Genomic DNA, 25,513 nt, shown 5'->3' on the forward strand with positions numbered 1-25,513 from the left:
CATGCCCCATCGTTTCCCCTGGCAGCCTATCAGAGAGAAACCGGTTTCCGATACCGCCCTTGATCGGACCCCGGTGCGGGCGCTACGGCGCCAGGGACAGATAGCGGGCCGGATGCACATCCAGCGGGTTGTCCACCCATCCCTGCACACGGGGCGACACCAGCCGGCGCGATGTCTGGTGCAGGATGGGGATCACCGGCACCGCGTCGTTGGCGTGGGCCTCGGCCCGGGCCAGAGCGGCATGGAAGCGCTCCAGCGTCGGCGCCGCGTCGGCGTCGGCCATCAGCGCGTCGAAGGCCGCGTCGGCATAGCCCGGCCCCAGCCGGCTGCGGCTGCGCAGCAGGTTGAGATATTCGCTGGTCAGCGGCACCGCCCAGCTGATGCGCACCAGCCCCGGCCAGTCCTGTTCCCGGATGCGCCGCACCACCACCTTGAACTCCTGGTTGACCAGGGTGGTGCGCACGCCCAGCTTCGACTGCCACAGGGCGGCCAGGGCCACGGCCACCTGCCGGTAGACCTCGCTGGTGTTGTAAAGCAGTTCCACCTCCAGCGGCCGGTCCGTGCCGAAGCCGGCGGCGGCCAGCAGCCGGCGAGCCTCCTCGTCGCGGCGCGCCTGCGGCCAGGCGGCCCAGTCGGGCGGCGGCGGGGCATAGCCGTCGATGGCCGGCGGCGTCAGCGTATAGGCCGGCACTTCGCCGCCGCGCGTGACCTTGGCCACCAGCGCCTCGCGGTCGATGGCCAGGGACAGCGCCCGCCGCACCTCCACATGGGTGCCCAGCGGCGCAGTCTTCAGGTTCGGCATCAGCATGAAGGTGGAGATCTGATAGGCCAGATGCACCGACTCCGGCAGGTTGGCCTTGGCCCAGTCGAGCTGGCTGGGCGGAATGGCCCGCGTCACCTGCAGGTCGCCGGCGCGGAAGCGCTTCATCTCGGTCTGCTGGTCCTCGGTGACGTGGAAGACCACGGCGTCGGGCTTCACCGCCGCCGCATCGTGGAAATGGGGATTGCGCACCAGACGCAGATGGCTCTGCGGCACCTGCTCGGCCAGTTGGAACGGGCCGTTGCCGACCAGCCGGCCCGGCTGGACGAAGCGGCTTCCCTCCCGCTCCAGCGAGGGGCGGTGCAGCGGGAACAGCGGCCAATAGGCAGTATAGATCAGGAAATCCGGCTTGGGATGCTCCAGCGTCACCACCAGACGCTGCGGCCCGTCGGCCCGGACGCCCAGCGTCTCCGGCGCGGCCCGGCCGGCCAGGATGGCCTCGGCATTCTTCAGCGGGGACACCCACTCCGGCAGCGCCAGCCCCGTGGCCGGCGTCACCGCCCGCCGCCAGCCGGCTACGAAATCCTCGGCCGTCACCGCCGACCCGTCGGACCAGCGGGCGTCGGGGCGCAGCGTGAAGGTCCAGACCAGACCGTCTTCAGAGGTGTCCCACCGGGCGGCCACGCCGGGACTGGTCCGCCCCGCGGCATCGAAGCTGGTCAGCCCCTCCCACAACTCCAGCAGCACGGCCCCGGCCACGATGGTGGTCGAGCGGTGCGGGTCGAGACTGTCCACTTCCGGGCCAAGCCCCAGGTTCAGCACCATCTCGGCCCGGGCACCCCCGGCCAGCATCGACCACAGGGCCACCAGCAGCGCCACGGTAAGTCTCTGTACCCGCACCCTGTTTCTCCTCCGCATCCACCGGAGCCAGGGTGCCCTCGCGCCGGCCGGCTGTCGATTGTTTTGGAAAGAAAATGGCGGGCGCCGGAGAGCGCCCGCCACATCATTGCCGATTACGGTCGATCCTACTGGGAGTCCTGCTGCATCGGACGGTCAGGCCGCTGCGACACCGCCTCCTTGGGGGCCTGCCGGCGCTCGGCCTCGGCCCGGGCGCGGGCCTCCGACTCCGCACGGGCCCGCGCCTCCGACTCTGCACGCTGCGCCTGCTCGCGCTGCGCCGCCTGCTGGCGCTCGGCCTCGGCCCGGGCGCGGGCCTCCGACTCAGACCGCGCCCGCGCCTCCGACTCCGCACGCTGGGCCTGCTCGCGCTGCGCCGCCTGCTGACGCTCGGCCTCGGCCCGGGCACGGGCCTCCGACTCAGACCGCGCCCGCGCCTCCGACTCCGCGCGCTGCGCCTGCTCACGCTGCGCCGCCTGCTGACGCTCGGCCTCGGCCCGTTCGGCAGCCGCCCGCTGTTCGGCCTGATGGTCCACGCTGGCCGGCTTCTCCGGCTCAGGCTTCACCAGATCGGGCGCGGCACGCGGCGGCAACCGTTCCGGCGTCGGCCGGCTCGGCTTCTCCGGCTCGGGCGCGGGCTGGGCCGGCGTCTCGGCAACCGGCGGCTGGACAGGCTTGGGCTGTTCGGCCGGCGGCGTCGGCTGGGGTGCCGGGGTGGGCTGCTCCGCCGACGGCGGCGTCACCGGCTTATCGGTCGCCGGCGGCGTCACCGGGGCAGGACCGGGCTTCGGCTGCTCCGCCGATGGCGGTGTCACCGGCTTGTCGGTCGCCGGCGGTGTCACCGGGGCAGGACCGGGCTTCGGCTGCTCCGCCGATGGCGGCGTCACCGGCTTATCGGTCGCCGGCGGCGTCACCGGGGCAGGACCGGGCTTCGGCTGCTCCGCCGATGGCGGCGTCACCGGCTTGTCGGTCGCAGGCGGCGTCACCGGGGCAGGACCGGGCTTCGGCTGCTCCGCCGATGGCGGCGTCACCGGCTCCGGCTTGCCTTGCGGCGGCAGGGGACCGGGATGCTCCGCCGCCGGCGGCGTCACCGGCGTGTCGGTCACCGGCGTGTCGGGTGCGGGACCGGGATGCGGCGGCTCCGTCGGCGTCCCGGTCGTGGGCGGTACCACCGGCCCAGGGCCCGGCACCGGCGTCGTGGTCGGCGGACCACCCGACGGCGGGGTCGGCTGCGGCCCCGTGCCCGGGGCCGGCGGCGGCGTGCCGGGACCCGGCTGCGGCGGAACCGGCCCGGGGCCGGGCAGCGGCGGCTTCGGCGTGTCCGGGGTCGGCCGGACGATGGGGATCGGCGGGTTCGGCGTCGGGGCCGGCGGCTTCTGCGGCCCGCCCCCATAGCCCGGGCTGAAGAAAGCCTTCAGTCCGCCACCCAGACGGGTGCAGTCGAACTTGTCCTCGCCCGGCTTCCCCCGGCCCGAGGTGTAGACGAAGGTCGGGTCATCGCAGACGCCATTGCGGGCCAGCGGACCATCGTTCTTGGTGTATTTCGGACGCAGGCCACCGCCATAGAGAAGACAGTCGAATTCGTCCGTCCCCTTCTTGGCATTGCCGCCATTGGAGGTTTCATAGCGCGAATCATCGCAGCGGCCATTGTAGCTGTAATCCAGCTGCGGCGCATTCCAGCTGGAATAGGACGACGATCCGTAAGACGAGCTGTAGCTGCCGGACCCATAACTTCCGGAACCATAGCTGCTGGAACTGTAGGTCGGGTTGGTCGGCCCGGTCGCCAATCCCTGACAGAAATCCGCGCAGCCAGCCACCACCAGGGGGAGCACAAGGGGCGCCAAACGACGAACGGCGGACATGGGAACCTCGGAGGCGAAAAGGTGGGGAATTCCACCTGCCTCCAGCACAACCCCGGCGCGTGTCGGCCCCAGGGTGGAATTGTGACAAAAGACGGATCAAGCAAGGACAAAAACGGGACGGCGCCAGGGCCGGGGTCAGGGCGGCGCGCCACGGGCCGGCCGGTCCAGCTCTCGGCGCTGCTCCTCCAGCCACAGACGGCGCCGGGACAGCTCCAGCTCCCGCCGCTCGCTCTCGCGCCGGGGCGCCGCCTGCCCGTCGGGAAGCGCCCGCTCGTCCCGCTGCAACCGCTCCCGCTGCAACGCGAGCCGGCGGCGGTCGATGGCCAGGACCGGATCATCGCTGCGGCCGGGCAGGACCCGAGGTCCCGCCTCGACCGATACAGCAGTGGCCGGTGCAGCGGCGTCCAATGCAGCGGCGGCCGGCGCCCCGCAAGGCCCCAGCAGAGGCAGCAACAGCAACAGGGCAAGCGGGGCACGGCGCATGGACGGGACCTCCTGTCCTCCGCAACAGCCACGGCGGGTCCGGGGTCCCGGCCCCGCGCACGATCCCCGGACCGATGCCCCTATTCCGCCAGCACCACGGTGCCGTCGGCCTCGATCCGCACCGGGGCCGGGCGCAGGCTGCGGCCCTGACAGGGACCGACGATGCAGAAGCCGTCCTCCACCCGGAACTGGGCGCCATGGGTGGCGCATTGCAGATGCCGGCCGTCCAGGCTCATGAAATCGTCATGGTTCCAGTCCAGCGGGATGCCGGCATGGGGGCAGACATTCTGGTAGCCGAAGGCGTCGCCGCCGCGCCGGGCCACCAGCAGCCGCAGCGTGCGCTCCCCCCGATCCAGGACGAAGCCCCGGGCCTGCCCGTCGGGGATCTCCTCCAGCCGGCAGAGGATCTCGGCCATCAGGCGTCGATCCCGGCCAGGGTGCAGACATGGCGCCATTGCTCGTCGCTGACGCCGCAGACCGACAGGCGCGACTGCTTGACCAGCTGCATCTGCGCCAGCAGCGGGTCCTCCTTCATCTGCTTCAGCGTCACCGGGCGCTGCACCGGCAGCACCGGCGCCAGATCGACCATGACGAACCGGCCGCTCTCGTCGGAGGGGTCGGGATAGGCCTCCCGCACCACCGCGGCCACGCCCACGATCTCCAGCCCCTCATTGGAATGGTAGAAGAAGGCGCGGTCGCCCACGCGCATGGCCTTCAGGTTGTTGGCCGCCTGATGGTTGCGCACGCCGTCCCAATGCGTGCGGCCATCGGCCACGAAACGGTCCCAGGAATATTTGAACGGTTCGGACTTCACCAGCCAGTAGGCCATGGACGGATGCTCATTCTCGGACGGGAAGGGGATCAGGCCTGGGGGAAGACCTTGCGATAGGCGCGGATGCTGACGCGCTCGAACAGCCCGGCCTGGGCATAGGGATCGGCGGCGGCGAAGGCCTCGGCCTCGGCCCGCGTCTCCAGATCCAGGATCAGCAGGCTGCCGACCGGGGTCTTGCCGTCATCGGCCAGCAGCGGGCCGGCGACGATGAGGGTGTCCAGCCGGGCCTCCAGATAGGCCAGGTGCGCCGGCCGGTTGGCCAGGCGGATGTCAAGGGCGCCGGGCTTGTCCAGGCATTCCAGCACGAAGGCCATTGCTCCAGTCCTCCTCGGTTTTGGCTCGGGTTTTGCCCAGGGTCTGGCCCGGGCTTGGGCGGCATCTTCTCTGGCCGCCGACACTATCGCGTTGCCGCGAAAGCATAAAGGCGGAAACCCGGCCGCCGGTGATGCCGGCGTGGTGCCCATGCAATGCCGGGGCGCTCCGGCTGTTGTCCCTGCGCCGGCAGGACCGGCCAAGAGATCCAACCGAGGCTCGAGGAGCGCACATCCATGGCCGATTACGACGACCGCTACCGCGGTCATGACGACCGCCAGACCGACCGGAGCCGCATGGACCGGGACCGCACGGAGCGGGGCCGGACGGACGAGGACCGCTACCGCCGCGGCGGCTATGGCGGCGAGTTCCGGCGCGAGTTCGGCGGCGGTGATTACGGCAGCCTGGATTTTTACGGCAGCCGCGACTATGGCGGGGACGCCTATCCCCCGGCCCGCTTCCGCGACGAGGAGCGGCAGAATGAGGGCCGCCAGGATCAGGGGTGGCGGGATCATGGCCGCCGCGACCAGGGCTATGGCAGGCGCGGCGGCCGCGACTATGGCCGGACCGATTATGCCGGGGGCATGCAGGACGATATGCGCCGCTTCACCGGCGACCGCGATCCGGGCTGGAGCGGCTACCGCGGGCACCCCGGACAGGACACCGGCGGCCGCCGCGGCCATGGGGGCAACTTCGACGATGACCGCGGCCGGCGCGACTATGATATCGGCGGCTTCGGCGGCCGCTATGACGAGGGCAGCTCTGGCGCCCGCGGCGGCAACCGTGAAAGCGGTTATGGCTATGGCGGCGCCATGGGCCAGGATTACGGCCAGGGCTACAGTTCCTCGGCTTACCGCACCGCCTCCGGCGGCAGCTACGACCGCGGCGGCCCGGGCCGCGGCGATGACGACCGCGGCTTCTTCTCCCGCGCCGGCGACGAGATCGCCAGCTGGTTCGGCAGCGAACCCGCAGAACAGCGGCGCGAACGCGACGCCCGCCAGGGGGACAGCGGCGCCCAGCATCATGTCGGCCGCGGGCCGCGCAACTATCAGCGCTCCGACAGCCGCATCCAGGAGGACATCAACGACCGGCTGACCGCCGACCCCTATCTCGATGCCAGCGATATCGAGGTCGCCGTCAGCAATGGCGAGGCCACGCTGACCGGCACGGTCAGAAGCCGCCACGACAAGCGCCGGGCCGAAGATATCGCCGACGACGTCTCCGGCATCCGCCATGTGCAGAACAATCTGCGGGTCCAGGACCAGCGCCAGGGCGGCCTGTCCGGGTCCGCCGGCAGCTATGGCAGCATCGGCGGCGGGTTCGCCAGTACCGGCAGCATGGCCGGCACCATGGCCGGGACCCTGGCGGGCGGCGGCAGCACCGCCACCAGCGGCGCCCTGAACAGCAGCGACCGGGCAAGCGGCGACCGGGGCAGCGGCTTCCAGTCCACCAGCACCCGGCCCGACACCAGCACCGGCGGCACCGGCGCCGTCACCTTCGCCAGCGGCAGCGGCAACAGCGATCAGGTGCGGCCGGGCGACACCGCCTCCGGCAGCAATGCCGGGGCCGCCGGCCGCAGCACCCAGATCGGCGGCGCCGCCTCCAGCCGCTCCGATATCGGCGGCGGGACCGGCAGCAGTGGCGTCGGCAGCAGTGGCGTCGGCAGCGGCGGGGCTGGCAGCAGCGGGTCCGGCAGCGACAAGCCGTGACCGTCCGGACAGGCGGACGGGGGACGCAAGGGGGGTGCCGGCCGGCACCCCCGCCTTTTTTCCAGCCCTACACCAGCACTTAACCATTTCGATTGCGAAGTGATGGGGTCGCTCCAGCCGAGGACCCGTCTTCCCGTGACCCCCAGCGCCCAGGCCCGCCCCCTCCCGTCCCCGACCATACGCGCGGAGCCGCAGGCCGAGGCCTGGGTCAGCTTCATCCGGCCGCTGACCGTGGACACGGCGGCCGCGCTGCTGGGGGCATGCCAGAGCCTGATGGGCGAGGGTGTGGAGCATATCCATCTCGCCATCGGCAGCGGCGGCGGCAGCATCATCGCCGGGTTGTCGGCCTATAACCAGCTGCGCGCCCTGCCCCTGCGCTTCACCACCTACAATATCGGCTGCGTCGACAGCGTGGCCATCCTGCCCTATCTGCTGGGCGACACCCGCCATGCCGACCCCTGGAGCAGCTTCCTGTTCCATGGCGTGACCTGGACCTTCGCCGGTGGCAATGACACCGCCCACAGCCAGGTGGCCGATGCCTTCGCCTGCGTCTCCAGCTATGAACGCCATCACCGCCGTCCGCACCGGCCTGCCGGAACTGCGCGTGCGCCAGTTGCGGGCCAACAGCACCATCCTGTCCGGGGCCGAGGCCTGGGAACTGGGTCTGGCCACCGACCGTGGCAGCTTCAGCATCCCCCGCCAGGGCCGCTGGTGGCAGGTCTGACCACGGCAGCCCACGGATCGCCAGCCGGCTGGCCGCATTGGACAAAATTCCTATTCTGCCCTACACTGCCGGCACGCACCGGTCGGTGCGCGGCTCTTGTCCATGGTGAAGATGCGGAAGCAAAGGGGGGGCGGCGGTCACATCGGTGACTGTCTCACAGGCGGGGTGCAGTTCAGGCCTGTTGCGTCGCCTTTGTCACCTTAAGGCGGATTAAGCCAATGAAATCAACAACTTCCATGTTAACCGGCATGCCCGGCGACGTCGCCTTAACGTCACCTTTGTCGCTTTATGGTCGCCTTGGCGTCGCGTTTGCGTTGCGTTTCCGTCGCCTTTGGCCGGGCCGGCGCCTGTCACCTTGAAGCCGCCGGGCGGCGCTCAGACCGCCTCGACCTTGAACGGCCGCGTCAGCAGGGCTTCGATGACGGCATCCAGGTCGGCCCCGCGGTTGAGGATGGCGTCCACGGCCTGGCACAGGGGCATGTCCACGCCCAGCCGGGCCGCCAGATCGGTGACGGCGCGGGCGGTATAGACGCCTTCGGCCACGCTGCGGCGTTCGCCCAGCACCTCGGTCAGGGTCCGGCCCTGGCCCAGGGCGGCGCCCAGGCTCATGTTGCGCGATTGCAGGCTGGAACAGGTCAGCGTCAGGTCGCCCAGGCCGGACAGGCCCATCAGCGTTTCGGCGCGCGCACCCAGGCGCAGGGCCAGCCGGGTGATCTCGGCCAGGCCGCGGGTGATCAGGGCGGCGCGGGCATTGTCGCCCAGCCGGCGCCCCTCGACGATGCCGCAGGCGATGGCCAGCACATTCTTGACGGCGCCGCCCACCTGCGCCCCCACCAGATCGTCGGACAGGTAGGGGCGGAAGGTCCGGCCGCCGATGGCCTCCAGCAGGCGCCGGCCCAGAATCTGGTCGCGGATGGCCAGCGTCACCGCCGTGGGCAGCCCCCGGGCCACCTCGGCGGCGAAGGTGGGGCCGGACAGCACGGCCACGGGATGGTCGCCCAGCTCCGCCGCGGCGGCCTCGCTCATCAGGCAGCCCGTGTCCAGCTCGATGCCCTTGGCACAGATGACCACCGGCACCTGCGGGGCCAGATGCGGCGCCAGCGACCGGCAGGCGGCGCGCAGATGCTGGGCCGGGGTCACCAGCAGCAGCGCCTCGGCGGCGGCGGCCTCGGCCAGATCGGCGGTGGCGCGGATGGCCGGGTCCAGCGGCACGCCGGGCAGGAACAGGCTGTTCTCATGGCTGGCGTTGATGCTGGCCACCACCTCGGGCTCGCGCGCCTGCACCACCACCGCGCCGCCAGCCCGTGCCGCCGCCATGGCCAGCGCCGTTCCCCAGGCGCCCGCCCCGATCACGCCGATCCGCCGCATGGCTGTTCCCCCTACCGGACATCTTGAGTGCGGCAAGGCTTAACGCGCCGCCCGGCCCGGATGCAACAGCGCTCCCGCTGCGGACAGGGCCACCGGCTCGCGCCGATGGCCCCGTCTTCGCCCCGGCCGGGCACGGCGGTCAGGACTGCTGTCCTTTCCGCGTGCGGTCCCTACTCCGCACTGGCCGTGGCGCTGTCCTGAAGGGCGCAGTCGCTGCCCCAGGCCTGGCACTGGCGCAGCGCCTCGGTCCGGGCCTCGTCCAGCGTGGCCTGCACCGTCCAGCCATAGGCGCCGTCCGGCGACAGGGCCAGGGCCTTGGCCCCTTCGGCCTTCTCATAGTCGGCGATGACCTCGCCGCGCAGATCGCTGGAGTCGCTGTAGCGCCGCTTCAGCGTGTCCAGGGCCTCATCGGCCCGGCGGTCGCCGACCAGCGTCTCCCCGTTCTCGGCGATGATCCGGCAGGGGCTGGTGGCCTGCGCCGTGCAGCGGGCCAGGGCCTCGGCCCGCATCTGGGCCGGGTCGCCGCGGCCGGCGCTGTAACCGATGGCGCCGTCCTCGGCCATGGCGAAGGCCTTCGGCGCCCCCAGCTTGTCATAGACGGCATAGGCCTCGCGGCCCGCGGGGCTCATCTTCTCGATAGCGGCCGCGATCTCGTCGCCGGACACCGCCGGCGATCCAGCCGTCTGCGCCTGGGCCAGACCCGGCAGGGCCGCCAGACAGGCGGCGGCCAGAAGGGCTTTGCTGCTGCGCATGAAATCTCTCCGTCCTCGGCGCCCCCGCCGCGGAGGGGGCGGCAGGGATCGTGGGTGAAGGAACGGCACAGCATCGGCCGGGGGCCTGCGCCGTCCGTTCCCGTTTCGCCAAGACAACGGCAAGAGAACGGCCTTGTTCCGGGATGGCGGAACAAAGGAACGGCAAGGGCAGAATCGGGCAATCCCGCCCGATTTCCGCCCGGATCCTCACACAATCCCGCTCTGGTCTGTTTCCCGGCCCGCCGCCCCGCACCCGGCGGTGCACAGCCAAGGTGCCGGACGCGCGGGGATCAGGCCTTGGCCCCGGCGAAGGGCGCGGCCTTGGCCTGGGGGTCCAGGGGCCAGCGCGGGCGGGGCGCGAAATCCAGCCCGTCGCGCAGGCCCAGGCGCAGCCGCTCCAGCCCGGCCCAGGCGATCATGGCGCCATTGTCGGTGCACAGGGCATGGGGCGGGGCCACGAAGTCGAAGCCGCGCTTGGCGCACAGCGCCTGCAGCCGGCCGCGCAGCATCTGGTTGGCGGCCACGCCGCCGGCCACCACCAGGGTACGGCCCTGGGGATGGTCGGCGCGGAAGGCCTTGATGGCCCGGTCGCAGCGGTCGACCAGACTGTCACCCACGGCCCGGTGGAAACTGGCGGCCAGATCGGCCACATCCCGGTCCGTGGGGCTGCCCAGCGCCTCGGCATGGCGGCGCACCGCCGTCTTCAGGCCGGAGAAGCTGAAATCGAAGCCCGGCCGGCCCTTCATCGGCACCGGCAGATCGAAGCGGTCGGGGTCGGCGGCGCTGCGCGCCGCCTTCTCCATCAGCGGCCCGCCGGGATAGCCCAGCCCCAGCAGCTTGGCCGACTTGTCGAAGGCCTCGCCCACGGCGTCGTCGATGGTGGTGCCCAGACGCCGGTAGCGCCCCACCCCCTCCACCGCCAGCAGCTGGCAATGGCCGCCGCTGACCAGCAGCAGCAGGAACGGGAACGGCACCCCATGGGTCAGCCGGGCCGTCAGCGCGTGGCCCTCCAGATGGTTGACGGCGGCGAAGGGCAGGCCGCGCACGGCGCAGATGGCCTTGGCCGTCATCACCCCGACCATGACGCCGCCGATCAGCCCCGGCCCGGCGGTGGCGGCCACGCCGTCCACCCGGTCCAGCCCCAGCCCCGCCTCGGCCAGGGCCTGACGCACCAGCCGGTCCAGATGGTGAAGATGGGCGCGGGCGGCGATCTCCGGCACCACGCCGCCATAGGGGGCGTGGTCGTCCAGCTGGCTCAGCACCACGTTCGACAGGATGCGGCCGGACGGCGAATCGCCGTCGGCCTCCACCAGGGCCGCCGCCGTCTCGTCGCAGCTGGTCTCGATTCCAAGCACAATCATGATGCCGGGAAGCTAGGGAGATGCGCGCCAGTGTGCAAGGCGCACTTCCCTGCGGAGCCATTCGGGATTATTGAGGCGGGCATGAGCAGCGCACTCCTCCGCATCGGCACCCGTGGCAGCCCCCTGGCGCTGGCACAGGCCCATGAGACCCGCGACCGTCTGGCCGCCGCCTTCCCGGACCTGGCGGAAGCGGGCGCCATCGAGATCGTGGTCATCAAGACCACCGGCGACCGCATCCTCGACCGCACGCTGATGGAAGCGGGCGGCAAGGGTCTCTTCACCAAGGAGATCGAGGACGCCATGCTGGAGGGCCGGGTCGATCTGGCCGTCCACAGCATGAAGGACGTGCCGACCTGGCTGCCCGACGGGCTGCAGCTGACGGCCATGCTGCCGCGGGAGGACCCGCGCGACGCCTGGTTCTGCCGCCAGGGCTGCGGCATCGACGCCCTGCCGTCCGGCAGCGTCGTCGGCACCGCCAGCCTGCGCCGCCAGGCCCAGATCCTGGCCCGCCGTCCGGATCTGCGCATCGTCCCGCTGCGCGGCAATGTGCAGACGCGCCTGACCAAGATGGACGAGGGTCTGGTGGATGCCACGCTGCTGGCCATGGCCGGGCTGAAGCGTCTGGGTCTGGCCGACCGCATCACCGCCGCCATCGACCCCAAGGACATGCTGCCGGCCGTGGCCCAGGGCGCCATCGGCATCGAGACGCGGGCCGGGGACGACCGCACCAACGCCTATATCCGCGCCCTGAACTGTGCCGTCACCTGGGACCGGGTGACGGCCGAGCGCGGCGTGCTGGCGGCGCTGGACGGGTCCTGCCGCACCCCCATCGCCGCCCTGGCCCGGATCGATCCCGACGACCGGCTGTCGCTGTCGGCCCTAGTCATCCGCCCCGACGGCTCGCAATGGTTCACCACCACGCGCGCCGGCAGCCGGGCGGAGGCCGCCGCCCTGGGCGCCGATGCCGGGCAGGAGCTGAAATCCCGCCTGCCCGCGGACTTCTTCCGCGCCGATCCGCTGCAGGGCGGGGCGGCCGGCGGGCCGGTGGTGTGACGGCGGTCCTGGTCACCCGCCCGCGGGCCGAGGCGGCGGAAACCGCTGCCGCCCTGCGTTCCCTCGGCCATCACCCCGTCCTGGCGCCGCTGCTGGAGATCCGGCCCCTGCCGGGACCGGCGCTGGATCTGGCCGGGGTGCAGGCGCTGGCCGTGACCAGCGTCAACGGCGTGCGCGCCCTGGCCGGGCGCACGGGCCGGCGCGACCTGCCCCTCTTCGCCGTGGGCGGGCGCACGGCGCGGGAGGCGGCGACGGCCGGCTTCCGGACCATCCACACCGCCGACGGCGATGCGCGCGGTCTGGCCGCCCTGCTGGCCGGCACCCTCGACCCCGCCGCCGGCGCCGTGCTGCATCTGGGCGGGCGGGAGCAGGCGGCCGATCTCGGCCTGCTGCTGGCGCCCGCCGGCCTGCCGGTCCGCCGCGTCATCGGCTATGCGGCCGAAGCCGTCCCGGCCCTGCCGGCAGAGGCGGACACCGCCCTGCGCCGGGGCGGTGTCGTGGCTGCGCTGTTTTTCTCTCCCCGCAGCGCAAGGCTGTTTGTTAGCCTTGCCCAGGCTGCCGGCCTCGGGGACAGCTGCCGCACCGTCACCGCCTGCTGTCTCAGCCCGGCCGTGGCCGACGCGGCGACAGCCCTGCCCTGGCGGTCCGTGCGGACGGCGCAGCGGCCGGATCAGACGGCCCTGCTGGCCCTGCTGCCCCCGGCAGCCGGGACCTGATCGAAGACGCCCGAGGGGGAGGAGAGAGAATCCATGGCGGCCCAGGACGACAGCACCGCTCCGGCGCCCGGCGACGACAGCCCGGCGCCCCGGCCGGCCGACGCCGTGATCGCCCGCTTCGGCGGCGTCCGCGTGCTGGCGGAGGCGCTGCACCTGCCCCTGACCACGGTGTTCGGCTGGAAGGAGCGCGGCGTCATCCCCGAACAGCAGCGCGCCGCCATCCTGGCCGCGGCCGAGGCCCGCGGTCTGTCGCTGACCGCGGCGGAGCTGGCGCCGGCCCTGGCGCCGGAGCCGCCCTCCATCACCGATGTGGAAGCCGAGATCATCCAGCCGCCCCCCGCCCCCGACCTCACCGGCCCCGACAGCACCGGTTCCACCGGCCCCAATGGCACAGGCCCCGATGCCGGCGGCCGCGGCGGTCCGGCGGCTCCCGCCGACAGCGGCCCGCGCCCCCTGCCCCCGCCCGGCGGGAACAGCCGGCCGGCGCGGGACACCGCCCCGCCGCCCCGCCGCGGCGGGTCCGCCCTGGCCGGTCTGGCCCTGCTGGTCTCGCTGGCGGCCCTGGGTGTCGGCGGCTACGGGCTGATGCGGGCGGGCGTACTGCCCGCCCTTCCCGGCCTGCCGGCCCCTGCGGCGGCTCCGGACGATCCCCGCTTCGCCGCGCTGGCCGGCCGTGCCGAGGATCTGGAACGGCAGCTGGTGGTGCTGCGCGCCGCCATGGCCGAGCCCCCGTCACCCGGCCAGGCCGCGCCCGCCCTGCCCGCGGCCCTCACCGACCTGCCGGCCAAGGTCGCGGATCTCGAACGCCGGGTCACGGCCCTGGCCAACAGCCTGACCGTGCCCGGACCGCAGACGGCGGCCCCGGCCGTGGATGCGGGGGAACTGGCCTCGCTGCGGGCCGACATGGCCGGCCTCAGCCAGCGTCTGGCCACGCTGGAGGCCGGCCCCAGCGCCAGCCCCGATTCGGCCCTGGCCCAGCAGCTGGAACAGCTGGCCGGCCGGCTGACGGCGGTGGAGGGCTGGGCCCAGAGCGTGGCCGCCCTGACCCAGCGCCAGCAGGCGCTGGACCAGACCGTCACCGAGCTCACGGCCCGCCTCGACCAGCTCAACGGCACGGTCCAGGCCGGACAGCGCAGCGCCAGCACCGGGGAGGCGCTGGTGGTCGCCGCCGGGCAGCTGCAGGCGGCGCTGGAGGCCGGGCGCGCTTATGTCCGGGAGCTGGCGGCCGTGCGGGGGCTGGCCGGGACTGCCGGCCCCGAACTGGCTGCCGATCTCGACGGCATGCTGGCTCCGCTGGCCCCCACGGCCGAAACCGGCCTGCCGCCGGCGCTGGCCCTGCACACCCGCTTCAAGGCCCTGGCGCCGGAGATCATCCAGGCCGACCGGCTGCGCGGCGATGCCGACTGGACCCAGCAGACTCTGGGCCGCATCTCCGCGCTGGTGACGGTGCGCCGCTCCTCCGGCGAGGTGGCCGGCGACGGGGTGGACGCCATCGTCGCCCGGGCCGAGGCCGCGATGGACAAGGGCGATCTGGCCAAGGCTGTGGCCGAGCTGGAGGCGCTGGGCGGACCCGCGGCCGACAAGGCCGCCCCCTGGCTGCGTGACGCCCGCGCCCGCGTGGCCGCCGATCAGGCCGCCCGCCATCTGGCTGAACTGGCGCTGGCCCGTCTGTCCGGCGCACAATCAGGCGCCCAATCCGGTTCCGGACCGGCGCGGCCCGGGACAGGAGCGCAGCCATGACCCGGAGCCTCTGGTTCTTCCTCAAGGTCGGTCTTCTGGTGGCGCTGGCCGTGTGGCTGGTGCAGCGGCCGGGCACCGTCACCATCGACTGGCAGGGCTGGCTGATCGAGATGCGGGTGGCCGTGCTGGCCGCCCTGCTTCTCGGCATCGCCATGCTCGCGGCCCTGGGCTACCGGCTGTGGCTGGCGCTGCGCAGCGGTCCCGGCGCCTTCGGCCGGCGGCGGCGGGCCAACCGCCGCGACAAGGGCTATCGCGCCCTGACCCAGGGCATGGTGGCGGTGGCCGCCGGGGATGCCGAAGCGGCCCGGCGCTACGCCCGCCAGGCCGAGGGGCTGCTGAACGAGCCGCCGCTGACGCTGCTGCTGTCGGCCCAGGCCGCCCAGCTCCAGGGCGACGATCAGGCGGCCCGCAAATATTTCCAGGCCATGCTGAAGCGCAGGGAGACCGAGTTCCTGGGCCTGCGCGGCCTGCTGACCCAGGCGCTGAAGCGCGGCGACCGGGTGGAGGCGCTGGAGCATGCCCGCCGGGCCCAGCAGCTCCAGCCCAAGGCCGAATGGCCCGCCGTCGCCCTGGTGGAGCTGGAAGCCGCCTCCGGCCACTGGATCGAGGCCGAGGCGGCCCTGGACCGGGCGCAGCGGGCCAAGGCCATCCCGGCCGATCTGGCCCGCCACCGCCGCGCCGTGCTGCTGGTGGAGGAAAGCCGGCAGGACGCCGCCGAGGGCCGGCTGGAGGAGGCGCTGCAGGGGGCGCAGAAGGCCCACGACCTCAACCCCGCCAGCGTTGCGGCCGCGGTGCAGCTGGCCATGCTGCGCGCCCGCACCGGCAATGTGAAGGCCGCCGGCAAGGTGCTGGAACAGGCCTGGCGCGCCGGCCCCCACCCCGACCTCGCCCGGGCCTGGGGGGCGGTGGCCGGTCTCGACGATCCGCTGGCGCTGGTGAAGCGCCAGGAAGAGCTGCTGCGCCTGGGGCCGGACTGTGCCGAAGCCCATCTGGCCCTGGGGGAAGCGGCACTGAAGGCCCGGCTCTGGGGGGTGTCGCGCATGCATCTGGAAAAGGCGCGGGCCCTGGCCCCCACGGCCCGCGTCCACCGGCTGCTGGCCGATCTGGCCCAGGCCGAACAGGGCGACGGCCCGGCCTACCGCGATGCCCTGGCCCGTCTGGCCACGGCGGCCCCCGATCCGGCCTGGGTCTGCCGCAGCTGCGGCAGCACCGCTCTGGGCTGGAGCGCGGTCTGCCGCCATTGCGGCGGCTTCGACACGCTGGACTGGACCGTGCCCGGCGCCCTGCCCCGTCTGGGTGCCGGCAGCGACGACGGGCCGACGGCCCTGGTTTCGCCCACCACCCACCCCCGTTCCGCCGATCCCCACGCCTCCGGCCCCCCGACTGCGGCCGATCAGCGTCTGGCGCCCCTGCTCTGAGGCTCAGGCCCTGAGGCTCGGGCCTGAGGCTCGGGCGGAGCGCTCCCCGGCGGCCGTATCATGCCGCAGCGCGGGCCGCTTCCCATCCGGCGGCCGCCCGGCTACACCCTGGGGAGTAGCCCCGGGATGGAGTTTCCATGCTGTTGCCCCTGCCCGGCGGGGCGGAGATCGCCCTGCTGCTGATCGTGGCGCTGGTGCTGGACGCCGCCATCGGCGACCTGCGCTGGCTCGACCGCCTGCTGCCCGGCCCCACGGCGCTGGCGGCCCGGCTGACGGTGGAGCTGGACCGCCGGCTGAACCGCATCGACCGCAGCGATGGGGTCCGGCAGGCCCGCGGCACGCTGGTGCTGCTGGCCCTGATCCTGGGCGCCGGGGCGGGCGGGCTGGCGCTGACCATCCTGGCCCGTGACCTGCCGGCCGGCGGGCTGCTGGAACTGCTGCTGCTGACGCGTTGCCTGACGGTGCGCATGCCCTGGACCGGCATGGGCCGGGTGCAGGAGGCGCTGGACAGCGGCGGGCTGGAGGCCGGGCGGGCGGCCGTGCTGCCGCTGACCGACCGCCAGGGCTGGAGCCTGGACCTGCATGGCGTGGTGCGCGCGGCGCTGGAGGGGGCGGCAGCCAGCTTCAGCCGCAGCCTCGTGGCCCCCGCCTTCTGGTATCTGCTGCTGGGCTTGCCGGGTGTGCTGGTCTGGGCCGCCGTGGCCGGCTGCGCCACGGTCATCGGCCATGACACGCCCCGCCATGCCCGCTTCGGCCGGGCCGCCCGCCGCGCCGTGCAGCTGCTGGGCACGCCGCCGGCCGTGCTGTCGGCGCTGCTGCTGGCGCTGGCCGCGCCCTTCGTGCCGAAAGGCCATGCCTGGCTGGCCCTGCGCACCGCCGTCACCGCCGCACCGGGCCATCCCCGGGGCGACACGGCCTGGCCCCTGGCCGCCCTGGCCGGCGGGCTGAACCTGTCCCTGTCCGGCCCGCGGCGGGAGGGGGAACTGGTGGTGTCCGAACCCTGGCTGGGCCGGGGCCGCGCCCGTGCCCTGCCCGGCGATCTGCGTCCGGCCCGGTCGCTCTATGTGGTGGCCGTGCTGCTGACGGCGGCACTGGCCGCCGGGGCCGGCCTGCTGCGTCTGGCCCTGCTGCCCGCCTGAACCGCCCCCCGCCCTCCCTACAGGCAGAAGGCCATGGCGGCATCGAGCCACACGGCCAGCCCCCAGCGCTGCCAGGCCCACAGCCCCGCCCCGACCAGGGCGGCGGCCGCGGCGATCCCCAAGGCGCAGACCAGCAAGGCGGGGTTTTGCCTCATGCCGCGGCCGTCCGGGCCAGGGGACTGCGGATCAGGGTGGCATCGCGGATCGGCAGATGCACCAGCCCGGCGAACAGGCCCAGACCGATGGAGGTCCACCAGATCAAGTCGTAGCTGCCGGTCCGGTCGAAGATCACTCCGGCCATCCAGGCACCGAAGAAGCTGCCGATCTGGTGCGACAGGAAGACGATGCCATAGAGCGTGGACAGGTAGCGCACGCCGAAGATCTGGCCCAGCAGACCCGAGGTCAGCGGCACCGTGCCCAGCCACAGAAAGCCCATGACGGCGGCGAACAGCATGGCCGTCATGGGCGACAGCGGAAAGGCCAGGAACAGGGCGATGGTCAGCGCCCGGGCGGTATAGATGCCGCTCAGCAGGTACTTCTTGCGCCAGCGCCCGCCGAAGACGCCGAACAGGTACGACCCTGCGATGTTGAACAGGCCGATCAGCGCCAGGCAGACGGCGCCGATGCGGGGATCGAGCCCGCGGTCGGTCAGGAAGGCCGGCAGATGCGTGCCGATGAAGGCCAGGTGGAAACCGCAGACGAAGAACCCGGCATTGAGCAGCCGGTATCCGCCATGGCCCGCCGCCTCGCGCAGGGCGGCCCCCAGACCCTGCTCCGGTTCGGTGCCGGGCTGCACCGCAGGACGCCCGGCGATGCCGAGGCCCAGGACCAGCATGACCGCCACGGCGGCGGCCAGCACCTGCAGGGCCGAGCGCCAGCCCAGTTCCAGGATCAGACCCTGCGCCCCCGGCACCACCAGGAACTGGCCCAACGATCCGCCTGCCGTGGTCAGACCGAAAGCCAGGCTGCGGCGGGCCGGCGGCACCACCCGTCCCACGGCCCCCAGCACCGTGACGAAGGTGGTGGCCGACAGGGCGACGCCCACCATCAGGCCCAGGGAGATCTGCACATCCAGGGTGCTGGCCGCCGCAGAGGCCAAAGCCAGCCCGCCGGCATAGAGCAGCGCCCCGGCTGCGGTGATGCGCCCGGCCCCGTAGCGGTCAGCCAGGGCGCCGACGAAGGGCTGGGCCAGCCCCCACAGCAGGTTCTGCACAGCGATGGCGAAGCCGAACGCATCGCGCCCGATGCCGAGATCCTGGCCCACCGGCTGCAGGAACAGGCCGAAGGACTGCCGCACCCCCATGGCCAGGGTGACGATGAAGGCCCCACAGGCCACGACCAGCCAGGGATTGTGGCGGGCAAGCGGATTCATCGGCGCTCCTCCATCGTCACGGCCGGGGCCGGACGGGATCAGGTCCAGCCATGGCGGGGCGTGCCTGCCCACTATGCGGCAGGATGCCGCGCCGGAGAAAGGGGGCGCCGGGAAGGGCTGCCATGACCACCGCCCGCCAGACTGCGGCCGGACCGCTTCACCGGACAGGCGGCGGCACCGTCGTCGCCCGCAGCGCCGGGACTGCCGCCCCTGCGCCGGACGCGGCGGCAGGGCTGGCCGCGGGGGTAAAGGCCGCCGGCCGCACCAGCGGCGCCGGGTGGGGCTCGGGCTGCTGCTGCACCGTCACCGCCCCCGGATCGATCAGCGGCTGCAAGGCCGGGGCCATGATCTTCAAAAGCTGTGACGGCAGGGCCGAGGTGAAGCGGTACTTGGCCGCCTCCGGCCCATGGACATGGGCGGTGATGACGCCGAAGAAGCGGTCACCGATGTAGAAGACGAAGGTGGCGGTGCGGTTGACCACCCGGCTTTCCAGCACCACGCCGCCCGGCCCGTAGCGCTCGAAGCGCTGGTCGCCGGTGCCGGTCTTGCCGCCGATGGGCAGTCGGGTGCCGTCGGCCAGGGTGAAGGCGCCCTTTACCCGGCGGGCCGTGCCGTTCTCGACGATGTCCATCAGATGGCGGCGAAGGGTGCGGGCCACCTCCGGGTCCATGACCTGTTCCGCCATCCCCGGTTCACCGCCGTCGCGCAGCGCGAACTCGGTTTCATAGGGGGTGCCCTGGGCGAAGTGCAGCCGCGTGATGCGCGCTGTGGGCAGCCGCACCCCGTCATTGACGATGATGCCCATCAGGTCCGCCAGCGCGCCGGGCCGGTCGGCCGAGCTGCCGATGGAGGTGGCGTAGCTGGGGATCAGGCTGTCGAAGGGATAGCCCAGCCGCTTCCATTCCGTATGGATGCGCTCGAACGCTTCGGTCTCCAGCACGATACCGATGCGGCTGTCCTGCGCCCGCTTGTGTCGGGTGGTAAACAGCCACTCATAGCTCTCCTGCCGGGAGGAGGAGCTTTCTTTCATCATCTCCTTGTGCTTGGGCTTGGGGCTGTCCTGCAGATAGGCCACCAGCCACAGCTCCAGCGGATGCACACCGGCGATATAGCCGCGGTCGTTCAGGGACCAGGCGTCGGGCGCGTATTTATCGTACAGGGCCTTCAGCACGCCCGCCTCGGGCACCCCGCCTGGCAGATGCCTGGCCAGGAACTGCCCCAGCTCCGTCACCGTGGCCTGGGGCCGGGCCGAACGGAAGGCCGTGCTCAGCTTGTCCGGCGTCTTGCGCACGCGCTGGGCCAGCATGTCCAGCGCCTGATCCGGCGTCATGGCCTTGTAGATGCCCCAGAACCGGTTGAGGAACTCCTGCCCCTCCTTGTCGGCGAACTGGGCCAGATAGGTCTTGCGGGCGGGATGCCGGGGATCGTCCAGCACATCGTCCTTGCGGGACGGCCCTTCGGCGATGAAGTGGTTGACCACGTCCCGCATCAGCCGGATGAAGACCAGATTGACGGAGTGGCGGAAGCCCTCCGCCAGCGGCATCACCTTGCCGTCGTCCTTGTCGTCGAAGTTGCCGAAACTGTGCATGCCGCCGCCGGTGAAGAAGCGCTCGCCGGGATTGGCCGAATATTGCCGCTGCATCGCCAGTTCCAGCAGCGTGGCACGGTCGATGCCCGGCTGTTGCGCCATGGTGCGCGCTGCCCATTCCGTCAGCCGGTCGTCGGCGTCGGCGGCGATGGCAGACAGCTCGAACGGCTGCCGCCCCTGCAGGCGCCCATGCAGCTTGGCGATGATCTCAAGATAGGTGGCCAGGGTGCGCAGCTTGGCCGTGGACCCCAGATCCAGCTTGGCGCCCTCGTTCAGGTCCAAAGGCTGGTCCAGCGTGTCCACCTGCACCCGGACCAGATTGGCCGTGGGCGTGCGCTCGTACAGTGTCACCGAATAGACCACCTTGGCCGGGTCGGCGTCGTTCAGCAGCCGATCGCCGACCAGACCCAGCTCACGCGCCTGCACCGGATCGGCCAGCCGCCGCAGCATGGCGGTCACCCGCTCCTGGGTCGGCTGGTCCAGCGTGCTGTCGGCCGTCAGATCCAGCCGGTCCAGCTCGTACAGGCTGGACACGCCAAGCAGCGACAGCAGCCGGCTGCGGATGGCGTTGGTGGCCTTGGCCTCAATGAAGCTCGGCTCGGGCAGGACCGGCGGCTCGTTCCGGAACCGCAACGGGAAGTTCTGCGCCGCGTCGGCAAGCGCCGGACTGATGACGCCGGCCTGCTCCAGCACCCGCAGATGCTGGTTGGCCAAGGCATCCAGATCCTTGCGGTTCTGGGCCAGGTAATAGCTGGGCCGGCGCTGGGCCAGCAGCAGGCTCAGCACCTGCTTGTAGGCCACGGCCTGGAGTTGCAGATCCTCCTCGGTGCGCGGCTGTCCGCGCAGGATGCGGTTGGCCGTGTGGAAGTCGGTACCGAACCAGGCCCACAGCCCATCGCCGATGCCGTTGACCTCGCCGATGCCGGGCCGGGCCGACAGCGGCGTGGAGTTCAGATAGTCGACCAGGATCTGATGGCGGGCCACGCTGGTGTCCGGACCGCCGAGATAGGCGCGGACGCTGGCCGACATCATCTGCCGCAACTTCTCGACACCGTCGCTGGTGCGACCCTCCGGCGAATGCCGGTACTTCTCGATCTGCGTCGCCAGGGTGGAACCGCCCGCCCGCGGATTGTCCGGATCCAGGAATTTCAGCGGGATATTGGCCACGGCCAGGGCGAAGCGGTCCCACTCCACCGCCGGATTGCGGGTGGGATAGGTGGCATCCAGCAGTTCGCGGTTTTCGATGAACAGCAGCGTATTCGCCACCAGCGTCGGGACCGCGGCGAAATCGTGGTAGGTGCGCTGGGGATAGCGGGTGTCGAACAGGGCGGCGCCGCTGCGGTCATGCAGGGTCAGGCCGCCGCTGGTCTTCTCGCGATAGGGCGGGAAGCCGCCGAACACCACATAGTCGCGGAAGGCCGGGCTGGGCCGGGCCTGGGCCGAGACCCGGTATCCCGTCGCCGTCAGCCGTTCGATGAACTGGGGAATGCGGTTGTAGCCCAGACGCTGGTCATAGGGGCCATTGCCGGGAAAGACGATGAACGGGTTCGGTCCGGGCTTGACCGCATAGGTCATGTCCCGTGCCAGACGGGTTAGCACCTCCGCCTGCACCCGGCTGGTCTTCATCTCGTACCAGGCGGCACCGCCGCCGCCGGCAACGAGCGCCAGGGTCAGGCCCCAGGCCATGCCCTTGATCCACCGTGGCCGCCCCATGCTCCGCCGTACCTCTCTGTCCGCGGGCGCCCTGCGCCTGGACGAGGCATAGCCGTCTAATGTTAACATCGACTTTCCCGGAGGCACCTGCCGCGTGCCGGTCCCCGCACTATCGCAGGGCAAAGGGGGTAGCCGCAATGGTGGTGCCCGGACTACGCCCCCGGTCGGGGCCGGGTGTGGCCCGACCGCACCGCCGCACGGCGGTGCCTCACCCCTGTTGCTTGAACCAGTCGACCAGCGCCGCGCGCGTCACGGCATGCTGGGCGCCGCCGGTCAGGTCCTTGACCGTGACCTCGCCGCGCGCCTTCTCGTCCGGTCCCATGATGACGGCGTAGCGGATGCCGGCCTTGTCGGCATAGGCGAACTGCTTCTTGGGCTTGGCCGCTTCCAGCTGGATCTCGGTGTTGATGCCGGCGGCGCGCAGTTCGGCCCCGATGGCCAGATAATCCGGGACGAGGTCCGGGTCGAACTGGGTCACCAGCACCTGCACCGTGCTGGGGCCGTCGCTGACGATGCCGGCCTGTTCCAGCGCGTAGAACAGCCGGGTCAGGCCGATGGAGATGCCGACGCCCGGCAGTTTCGACTTGGTGTAGAGCCCGGCCAGATTCTCGTAACGCCCGCCCGAACAGACCGAGCCCAGGCCGGGATGGTCGGTCAGGAAGGTCTCGTAGACGGTGCCGGTGTAGTAATCCAGGCCGCGGGCGATGGCCAGATTGACCCGCCAGTGCGTCTCCGGCACGCCGAAGGCCTGCAGGGCCGCCACCACCTCGGTCAGCTCGGCCACGCCGGTGCGGAAGGTCCCGTTGTCCAGCCCCAGCCGGTTCAGATGGGCCAGCGTCTCCGCCGCCGGGCCGGCAAAGCCGATCATGTCCAGCACCCGGGCGGCCACCTCGGCCGTCAGGCCGATGCCCTCCCCGGTCAGCAGCTCCAGCACCTGCTCGCGGCTCAGCTTGTCCAGCTTGTCCACCTGCCGCAGCACCAGGATGCGCACCTCCGGATCGGCGATGCCCAGGGCCTCGAACATGCCCAGCAGGATCTTGCGGTTGTTGAAATTGATGCGGAACGGCCCCACCGCCAGTTCGGTGAAGACGTGGTAGATCACCGCCGGCATCTCGGCGTCATAGATGACCGGCAGGCTGTCCTTGCCGATCACGTCGATATCGCACTGGTAGAACTCGCGGTAACGGCCCTTCTGCGCCCGCTCGCCGCGATAGACGCGCTGGATCTGGTAGCGGCGGAAGGGGAAGGCCAACTCGCGCTCATGCTCGGCCACATAGCGGGCCGTGGGCACGGTCAGGTCGAAGCGCAGCGCCAGGTCGGGCTTGTGGCCCTGCTCGATGGCGCCGGTGGACTGCACGAAATAGACCTGCTTCTCCGTCTCGCCGCCCGACTTCGACAGCAGCACGTCGGCCACCTCGAACACCGGCGTTTCCACCGGCAGGAAGCCGAAGCGCTCATAGCCCCGGCGGATGGTGTCGACCATGCGCTGGAAGGCGATCTGGCGCCGCGGCAGCAGTTCCATGGTGCCGGGCGGGGTGCGGGGGGAGATCAGGGCCATGACCGGTGCTCGTGCGAAAAGGCTCCGGACCCCATGCGGCCCGGCTCCCGGTTCATAGCCGCTGCCGGGCCAAAGCGCCAGACCCAGCCCACCCGCTGCGTCCCCATCGCCGGGAGTTGAGCCCGGCCTGCATTCCGCCTAGACAGGGGGGGCCGAAGCCGGAGACCAGCCCCATGACCGATGCCCCCCAGCGCCTGACCATCCGCCGCCCCGACGACTGGCACCTGCATATCCGCAGCGGGGCCATGCTGCGGGCCGTGCTGCCCTTGACCGCGCGCCAGATGGGGCGGGCCATCATCATGCCGAATCTGGTGCCGCCGGCGGTCACCACGACCCAGGCCGAAGCCTATCGCGACGAGATTCTGGCGGCCCTGCCGGCCGGCAGCCGGTTCCAGCCGCTGATGACGGCCTATCTGACCGACGGCACCGATGCGGACGATCTGGAACGCGGGTTCCGCAGCGGCGTGCTGACAGCGGTGAAGCTCTATCCGGCCCATGCCACCACGAACTCGGCCCATGGCGTCACCAGCATCGCCCATGTGGTGCCGGTGCTGGAACGGATGCAGGCCATCGGCATGCCGCTGCTGGTGCATGGCGAGGTCACGCACGCCGACGTCGATATCTTCGACCGCGAGGCCGTGTTCCTGGAAACGGTGCTGACGCCGCTGCTGGCCCGGTTCCCGCGGCTGAAGATCGTGCTGGAGCACATCACCACGGCTGAGGGCGTGGATCTGGTGCGGCGCCACGGCCCCTCGGGCCGGCTGGCGGCCACCATCACCGTCCACCATCTGATGATCAACCGCTCCAGCCTCTTCGCCGGCGGCATCCGGCCCCATCTCTATTGCCTGCCCATCGCCAAGCGGGAAAGCCACCGGCTGGCCCTGCGCCGGGCCGCGACCTCGGGCGAACCCTGGTTCTTCCTGGGCACCGACAGCGCTCCGCATCCCATCGGCGCCAAGGAAAGCGCCTGCGGCTGCGCCGGCATCTTCACCGCCGCCACGGCCATCGAGCTTTATGCGCAGGTCTTCGACGAGGAGGGGGCGCTGGACCGGCTGGAAGCCTTCGCCAGCCTCAACGGCCCGGCCTTCTACGGCCTGCCGCCGAACGCGGACAGCATCATCCTGGAGCGCGGCGGCTGCGTGGTGCCGGACGTGCTGGACGTGGACGGCCGCAACGCAGTTCTGCCCTTCCGCTCGGGCGAGCGGCTGGACTGGCGCCTGCTGGCGGAGTAAAGCCAACATCCTGGGCCGCCGCCCCGCCCCGGGCCCGGCGCCTTCCCTCCCCCAAGACGGCCGGCCCCTGCCTTCCGGCAACCGAGCCCCTTCCGACGCACCGGGACAGCCATGATCGACGCCCAGACCGCCGCCACCCAGACCGCCCGCATCCTGCTGGAGACCAAGGCCGTCCACTTCAATGCCGACAAGCCCTTCATCCTGACCTCCGGCCGCGCCAGCCCGACCTATATCGACTGCCGCAAGCTCATCAGCTTCCCCCGCGCCCGCCGTTTCCTGATCCAGGCGGCCCGCGACCTGCTGTTCCGCGATGCCGGGTTCGAGGCGTTCGACGCCGTGGCCGGCGGTGAGACGGCCGGCATCTCCTACGCCGCCTGGCTGTCGGAGGCGCTGGACCTGCCCATGCTCTATGTGCGCAAGAAGCCCAAGGGCTTCGGCCGCAACGCCCAGATCGAGGGGCACCTGACCGAGGGCCAGCGTGTGCTGCTGGTGGAGGATCTGACCACCGATGCCGGCTCCAAGGTCAACTTCATCAACGCCCTGCGCCAGGCCGGTGCCGTGGTTGAGCATGCCTTCGTGGTCTTCCACTACGGCATCTTCCCCAAGAGCAAGGAGACCATGGACTCCCTGGGTGTGACGCTGCACGCCCTGGCCACCTGGTGGGACGTGCTGCGCGTGGCCCGCGAGGATGGCGGTCTTGACGCGCGCACCCTGGACGAGGTGGAGAAGTTCCTGCGCGACCCGGAAGGCTGGTCCCGTGCCAATGGCGGCACCGAGGTCAAGGCCTGAGCATCGTCCCGTCCACGCCGCCCCGCGTCATGCCGGCGCGGGGCGGGCGCCGAAGGTCACGGCGCCGGCTGACCAAAACAAAACCCCCGCACCTCTCGGTGCGGGGGTTTTGCATGAGGAAAGGGGAACTCCGGG

General features: G+C 71.9%; 22 protein-coding genes and 1 pseudogene. 10 read left to right on the forward strand and 13 right to left on the reverse strand.

All coding sequences use genetic code 11. The features are described 5' to 3' along the window. Nucleotides 1-82: 82 nt before the first annotated feature. The 6 genes from DK368_RS14640 to DK368_RS14665 form a co-directional block, all read right to left on the reverse strand. Complete coding sequence (locus tag DK368_RS14640; protein WP_155524588.1) at nucleotides 83-1,660, reverse strand: peptide ABC transporter substrate-binding protein; 1,578 nt, start codon at nucleotides 1,658-1,660, stop codon at nucleotides 83-85. A gap of 125 nt (nucleotides 1,661-1,785) precedes the next feature. Beyond that, the gene (locus tag DK368_RS14645) at nucleotides 1,786-3,519 is read right to left on the reverse strand and encodes a hypothetical protein (protein ID WP_155524589.1); all 1,734 of its coding nucleotides are present in this window, start codon (nucleotides 3,517-3,519) and stop codon (nucleotides 1,786-1,788) included. 135 nt (nucleotides 3,520-3,654) lie between these two features. Beyond that, nucleotides 3,655-4,002 (reverse strand): hypothetical protein, encoded by a 348-nt coding sequence (locus DK368_RS14650; protein WP_114394708.1) that lies wholly within the window; start codon nucleotides 4,000-4,002, stop codon nucleotides 3,655-3,657. Between the two features lie 80 nt (nucleotides 4,003-4,082). After that, a complete protein-coding gene (locus DK368_RS14655; protein WP_114394709.1) occupies nucleotides 4,083-4,418 on the reverse strand; it encodes a Rieske (2Fe-2S) protein in 336 nt (111 codons plus the stop codon). After that, nucleotides 4,418-4,831, reverse strand: coding sequence for an EVE domain-containing protein (locus tag DK368_RS14660; protein ID WP_114394710.1), 414 nt, complete (start codon nucleotides 4,829-4,831; stop codon nucleotides 4,418-4,420). The genes DK368_RS14655 and DK368_RS14660 overlap by 1 nt, the downstream gene beginning before the upstream one ends. A 32-nt stretch (nucleotides 4,832-4,863) precedes the next feature. Then, nucleotides 4,864-5,148: a YciI family protein gene (locus DK368_RS14665; protein ID WP_114394711.1), complete on the reverse strand. Its 285-nt coding sequence runs from the start codon at nucleotides 5,146-5,148 to the stop codon at nucleotides 4,864-4,866. A gap of 234 nt (nucleotides 5,149-5,382) precedes the next feature. Here DK368_RS14665 and DK368_RS22080 point away from each other — a divergent pair, with 234 nt between their 5' ends. The 3 genes and pseudogenes from DK368_RS22080 (at nucleotide 5,383) to DK368_RS22085 (ending at nucleotide 7,579) form a co-directional block, all read left to right on the forward strand. Continuing rightward, complete coding sequence (locus tag DK368_RS22080) at nucleotides 5,383-6,855, forward strand: BON domain-containing protein (protein WP_240002512.1); 1,473 nt, start codon at nucleotides 5,383-5,385, stop codon at nucleotides 6,853-6,855. Nucleotides 6,856-7,128: 273 nt separating this feature from the next. After that, a pseudogene (locus tag DK368_RS22400) lies at nucleotides 7,129-7,323 on the forward strand (ATP-dependent Clp protease proteolytic subunit); the annotation flags it as partial. Nucleotides 7,324-7,390: 67 nt separating this feature from the next. After that, a complete protein-coding gene (locus DK368_RS22085) occupies nucleotides 7,391-7,579 on the forward strand; it encodes a hypothetical protein (protein ID WP_240002513.1) in 189 nt (62 codons plus the stop codon). A 375-nt stretch (nucleotides 7,580-7,954) separates the two neighbouring features. Here DK368_RS22085 and DK368_RS14680 read toward each other — a convergent pair whose 3' ends face one another. The 3 genes from DK368_RS14680 to tsaD all read right to left on the reverse strand — a co-directional run bounded on the left by DK368_RS14680 (nucleotide 7,955) and on the right by tsaD (nucleotide 11,060). Continuing rightward, on the reverse strand, nucleotides 7,955-8,947 hold the full coding sequence (locus DK368_RS14680) for an NAD(P)H-dependent glycerol-3-phosphate dehydrogenase (protein WP_114394713.1): 993 nt from the start codon (nucleotides 8,945-8,947) through the stop codon (nucleotides 7,955-7,957). A gap of 170 nt (nucleotides 8,948-9,117) precedes the next feature. Then, the gene (locus DK368_RS14685; protein WP_114394714.1) at nucleotides 9,118-9,699 is read right to left on the reverse strand and encodes a DUF4189 domain-containing protein; all 582 of its coding nucleotides are present in this window, start codon (nucleotides 9,697-9,699) and stop codon (nucleotides 9,118-9,120) included. 290 nt (nucleotides 9,700-9,989) lie between these two features. Continuing rightward, nucleotides 9,990-11,060, reverse strand: a complete 1,071-nt coding sequence (gene tsaD / locus DK368_RS14690; RefSeq protein ID WP_114394715.1) for a tRNA (adenosine(37)-N6)-threonylcarbamoyltransferase complex transferase subunit TsaD — start codon at nucleotides 11,058-11,060, stop codon at nucleotides 9,990-9,992. Between the two features lie 81 nt (nucleotides 11,061-11,141). Between tsaD and hemC the strand changes: the two genes are divergently transcribed. The 5 genes from hemC to DK368_RS14715 all read left to right on the forward strand — a co-directional run bounded on the left by hemC (nucleotide 11,142) and on the right by DK368_RS14715 (nucleotide 17,126). Beyond that, the gene (gene hemC, locus DK368_RS14695) at nucleotides 11,142-12,113 is read left to right on the forward strand and encodes a hydroxymethylbilane synthase (protein WP_114394716.1); all 972 of its coding nucleotides are present in this window, start codon (nucleotides 11,142-11,144) and stop codon (nucleotides 12,111-12,113) included. After that, nucleotides 12,110-12,829, forward strand: coding sequence for a uroporphyrinogen-III synthase (locus tag DK368_RS14700; RefSeq protein WP_114394717.1), 720 nt, complete (start codon nucleotides 12,110-12,112; stop codon nucleotides 12,827-12,829). The genes hemC and DK368_RS14700 overlap by 4 nt, the downstream gene beginning before the upstream one ends. Before the next feature lie 33 nt (nucleotides 12,830-12,862). Then, entirely contained in the window at nucleotides 12,863-14,569 is a 1,707-nt protein-coding gene (locus tag DK368_RS14705) for a COG4223 family protein (RefSeq protein ID WP_114394718.1), read from the forward strand. Further along, a complete protein-coding gene (locus DK368_RS14710) occupies nucleotides 14,566-15,987 on the forward strand; it encodes a heme biosynthesis protein HemY (protein WP_114394719.1) in 1,422 nt (473 codons plus the stop codon). The genes DK368_RS14705 and DK368_RS14710 overlap by 4 nt, the downstream gene beginning before the upstream one ends. Before the next feature lie 137 nt (nucleotides 15,988-16,124). Beyond that, the gene (locus tag DK368_RS14715; RefSeq protein WP_114394720.1) at nucleotides 16,125-17,126 is read left to right on the forward strand and encodes a cobalamin biosynthesis protein; all 1,002 of its coding nucleotides are present in this window, start codon (nucleotides 16,125-16,127) and stop codon (nucleotides 17,124-17,126) included. A 17-nt stretch (nucleotides 17,127-17,143) separates the two neighbouring features. On the opposite strand, the gene DK368_RS21450 is transcribed toward DK368_RS14715, so the two are convergent. The 4 genes from DK368_RS21450 to hisS form a co-directional block, all read right to left on the reverse strand. Beyond that, entirely contained in the window at nucleotides 17,144-17,281 is a 138-nt protein-coding gene (locus tag DK368_RS21450) for a hypothetical protein (protein ID WP_155524590.1), read from the reverse strand. After that, nucleotides 17,278-18,498 (reverse strand): MFS transporter, encoded by a 1,221-nt coding sequence (locus DK368_RS14720; protein ID WP_114394721.1) that lies wholly within the window; start codon nucleotides 18,496-18,498, stop codon nucleotides 17,278-17,280. Before DK368_RS14720 ends, DK368_RS21450 begins: the two co-directional genes overlap by 4 nt. A 157-nt stretch (nucleotides 18,499-18,655) precedes the next feature. Continuing rightward, nucleotides 18,656-21,772, reverse strand: coding sequence for a transglycosylase domain-containing protein (locus DK368_RS14725; RefSeq protein WP_240002514.1), 3,117 nt, complete (start codon nucleotides 21,770-21,772; stop codon nucleotides 18,656-18,658). Nucleotides 21,773-22,007: 235 nt separating this feature from the next. After that, nucleotides 22,008-23,357 (reverse strand): histidine--tRNA ligase, encoded by a 1,350-nt coding sequence (gene hisS, locus DK368_RS14730; RefSeq protein WP_114394723.1) that lies wholly within the window; start codon nucleotides 23,355-23,357, stop codon nucleotides 22,008-22,010. 173 nt (nucleotides 23,358-23,530) lie between these two features. On the opposite strand from hisS, the gene pyrC reads away from it, so the two are divergent. Beyond that, nucleotides 23,531-24,589, forward strand: coding sequence for a dihydroorotase (pyrC, locus tag DK368_RS14735; RefSeq protein WP_114394724.1), 1,059 nt, complete (start codon nucleotides 23,531-23,533; stop codon nucleotides 24,587-24,589). 111 nt (nucleotides 24,590-24,700) lie between these two features. Next, entirely contained in the window at nucleotides 24,701-25,378 is a 678-nt protein-coding gene (locus DK368_RS14740) for an orotate phosphoribosyltransferase (protein WP_114394725.1), read from the forward strand. Nucleotides 25,379-25,513: the final 135 nt, after the last annotated feature.

The organism is Oleisolibacter albus, from assembly GCF_003336875.1.
Taxonomy (GTDB): domain Bacteria; phylum Pseudomonadota; class Alphaproteobacteria; order Azospirillales; family Azospirillaceae; genus Niveispirillum; species Niveispirillum album.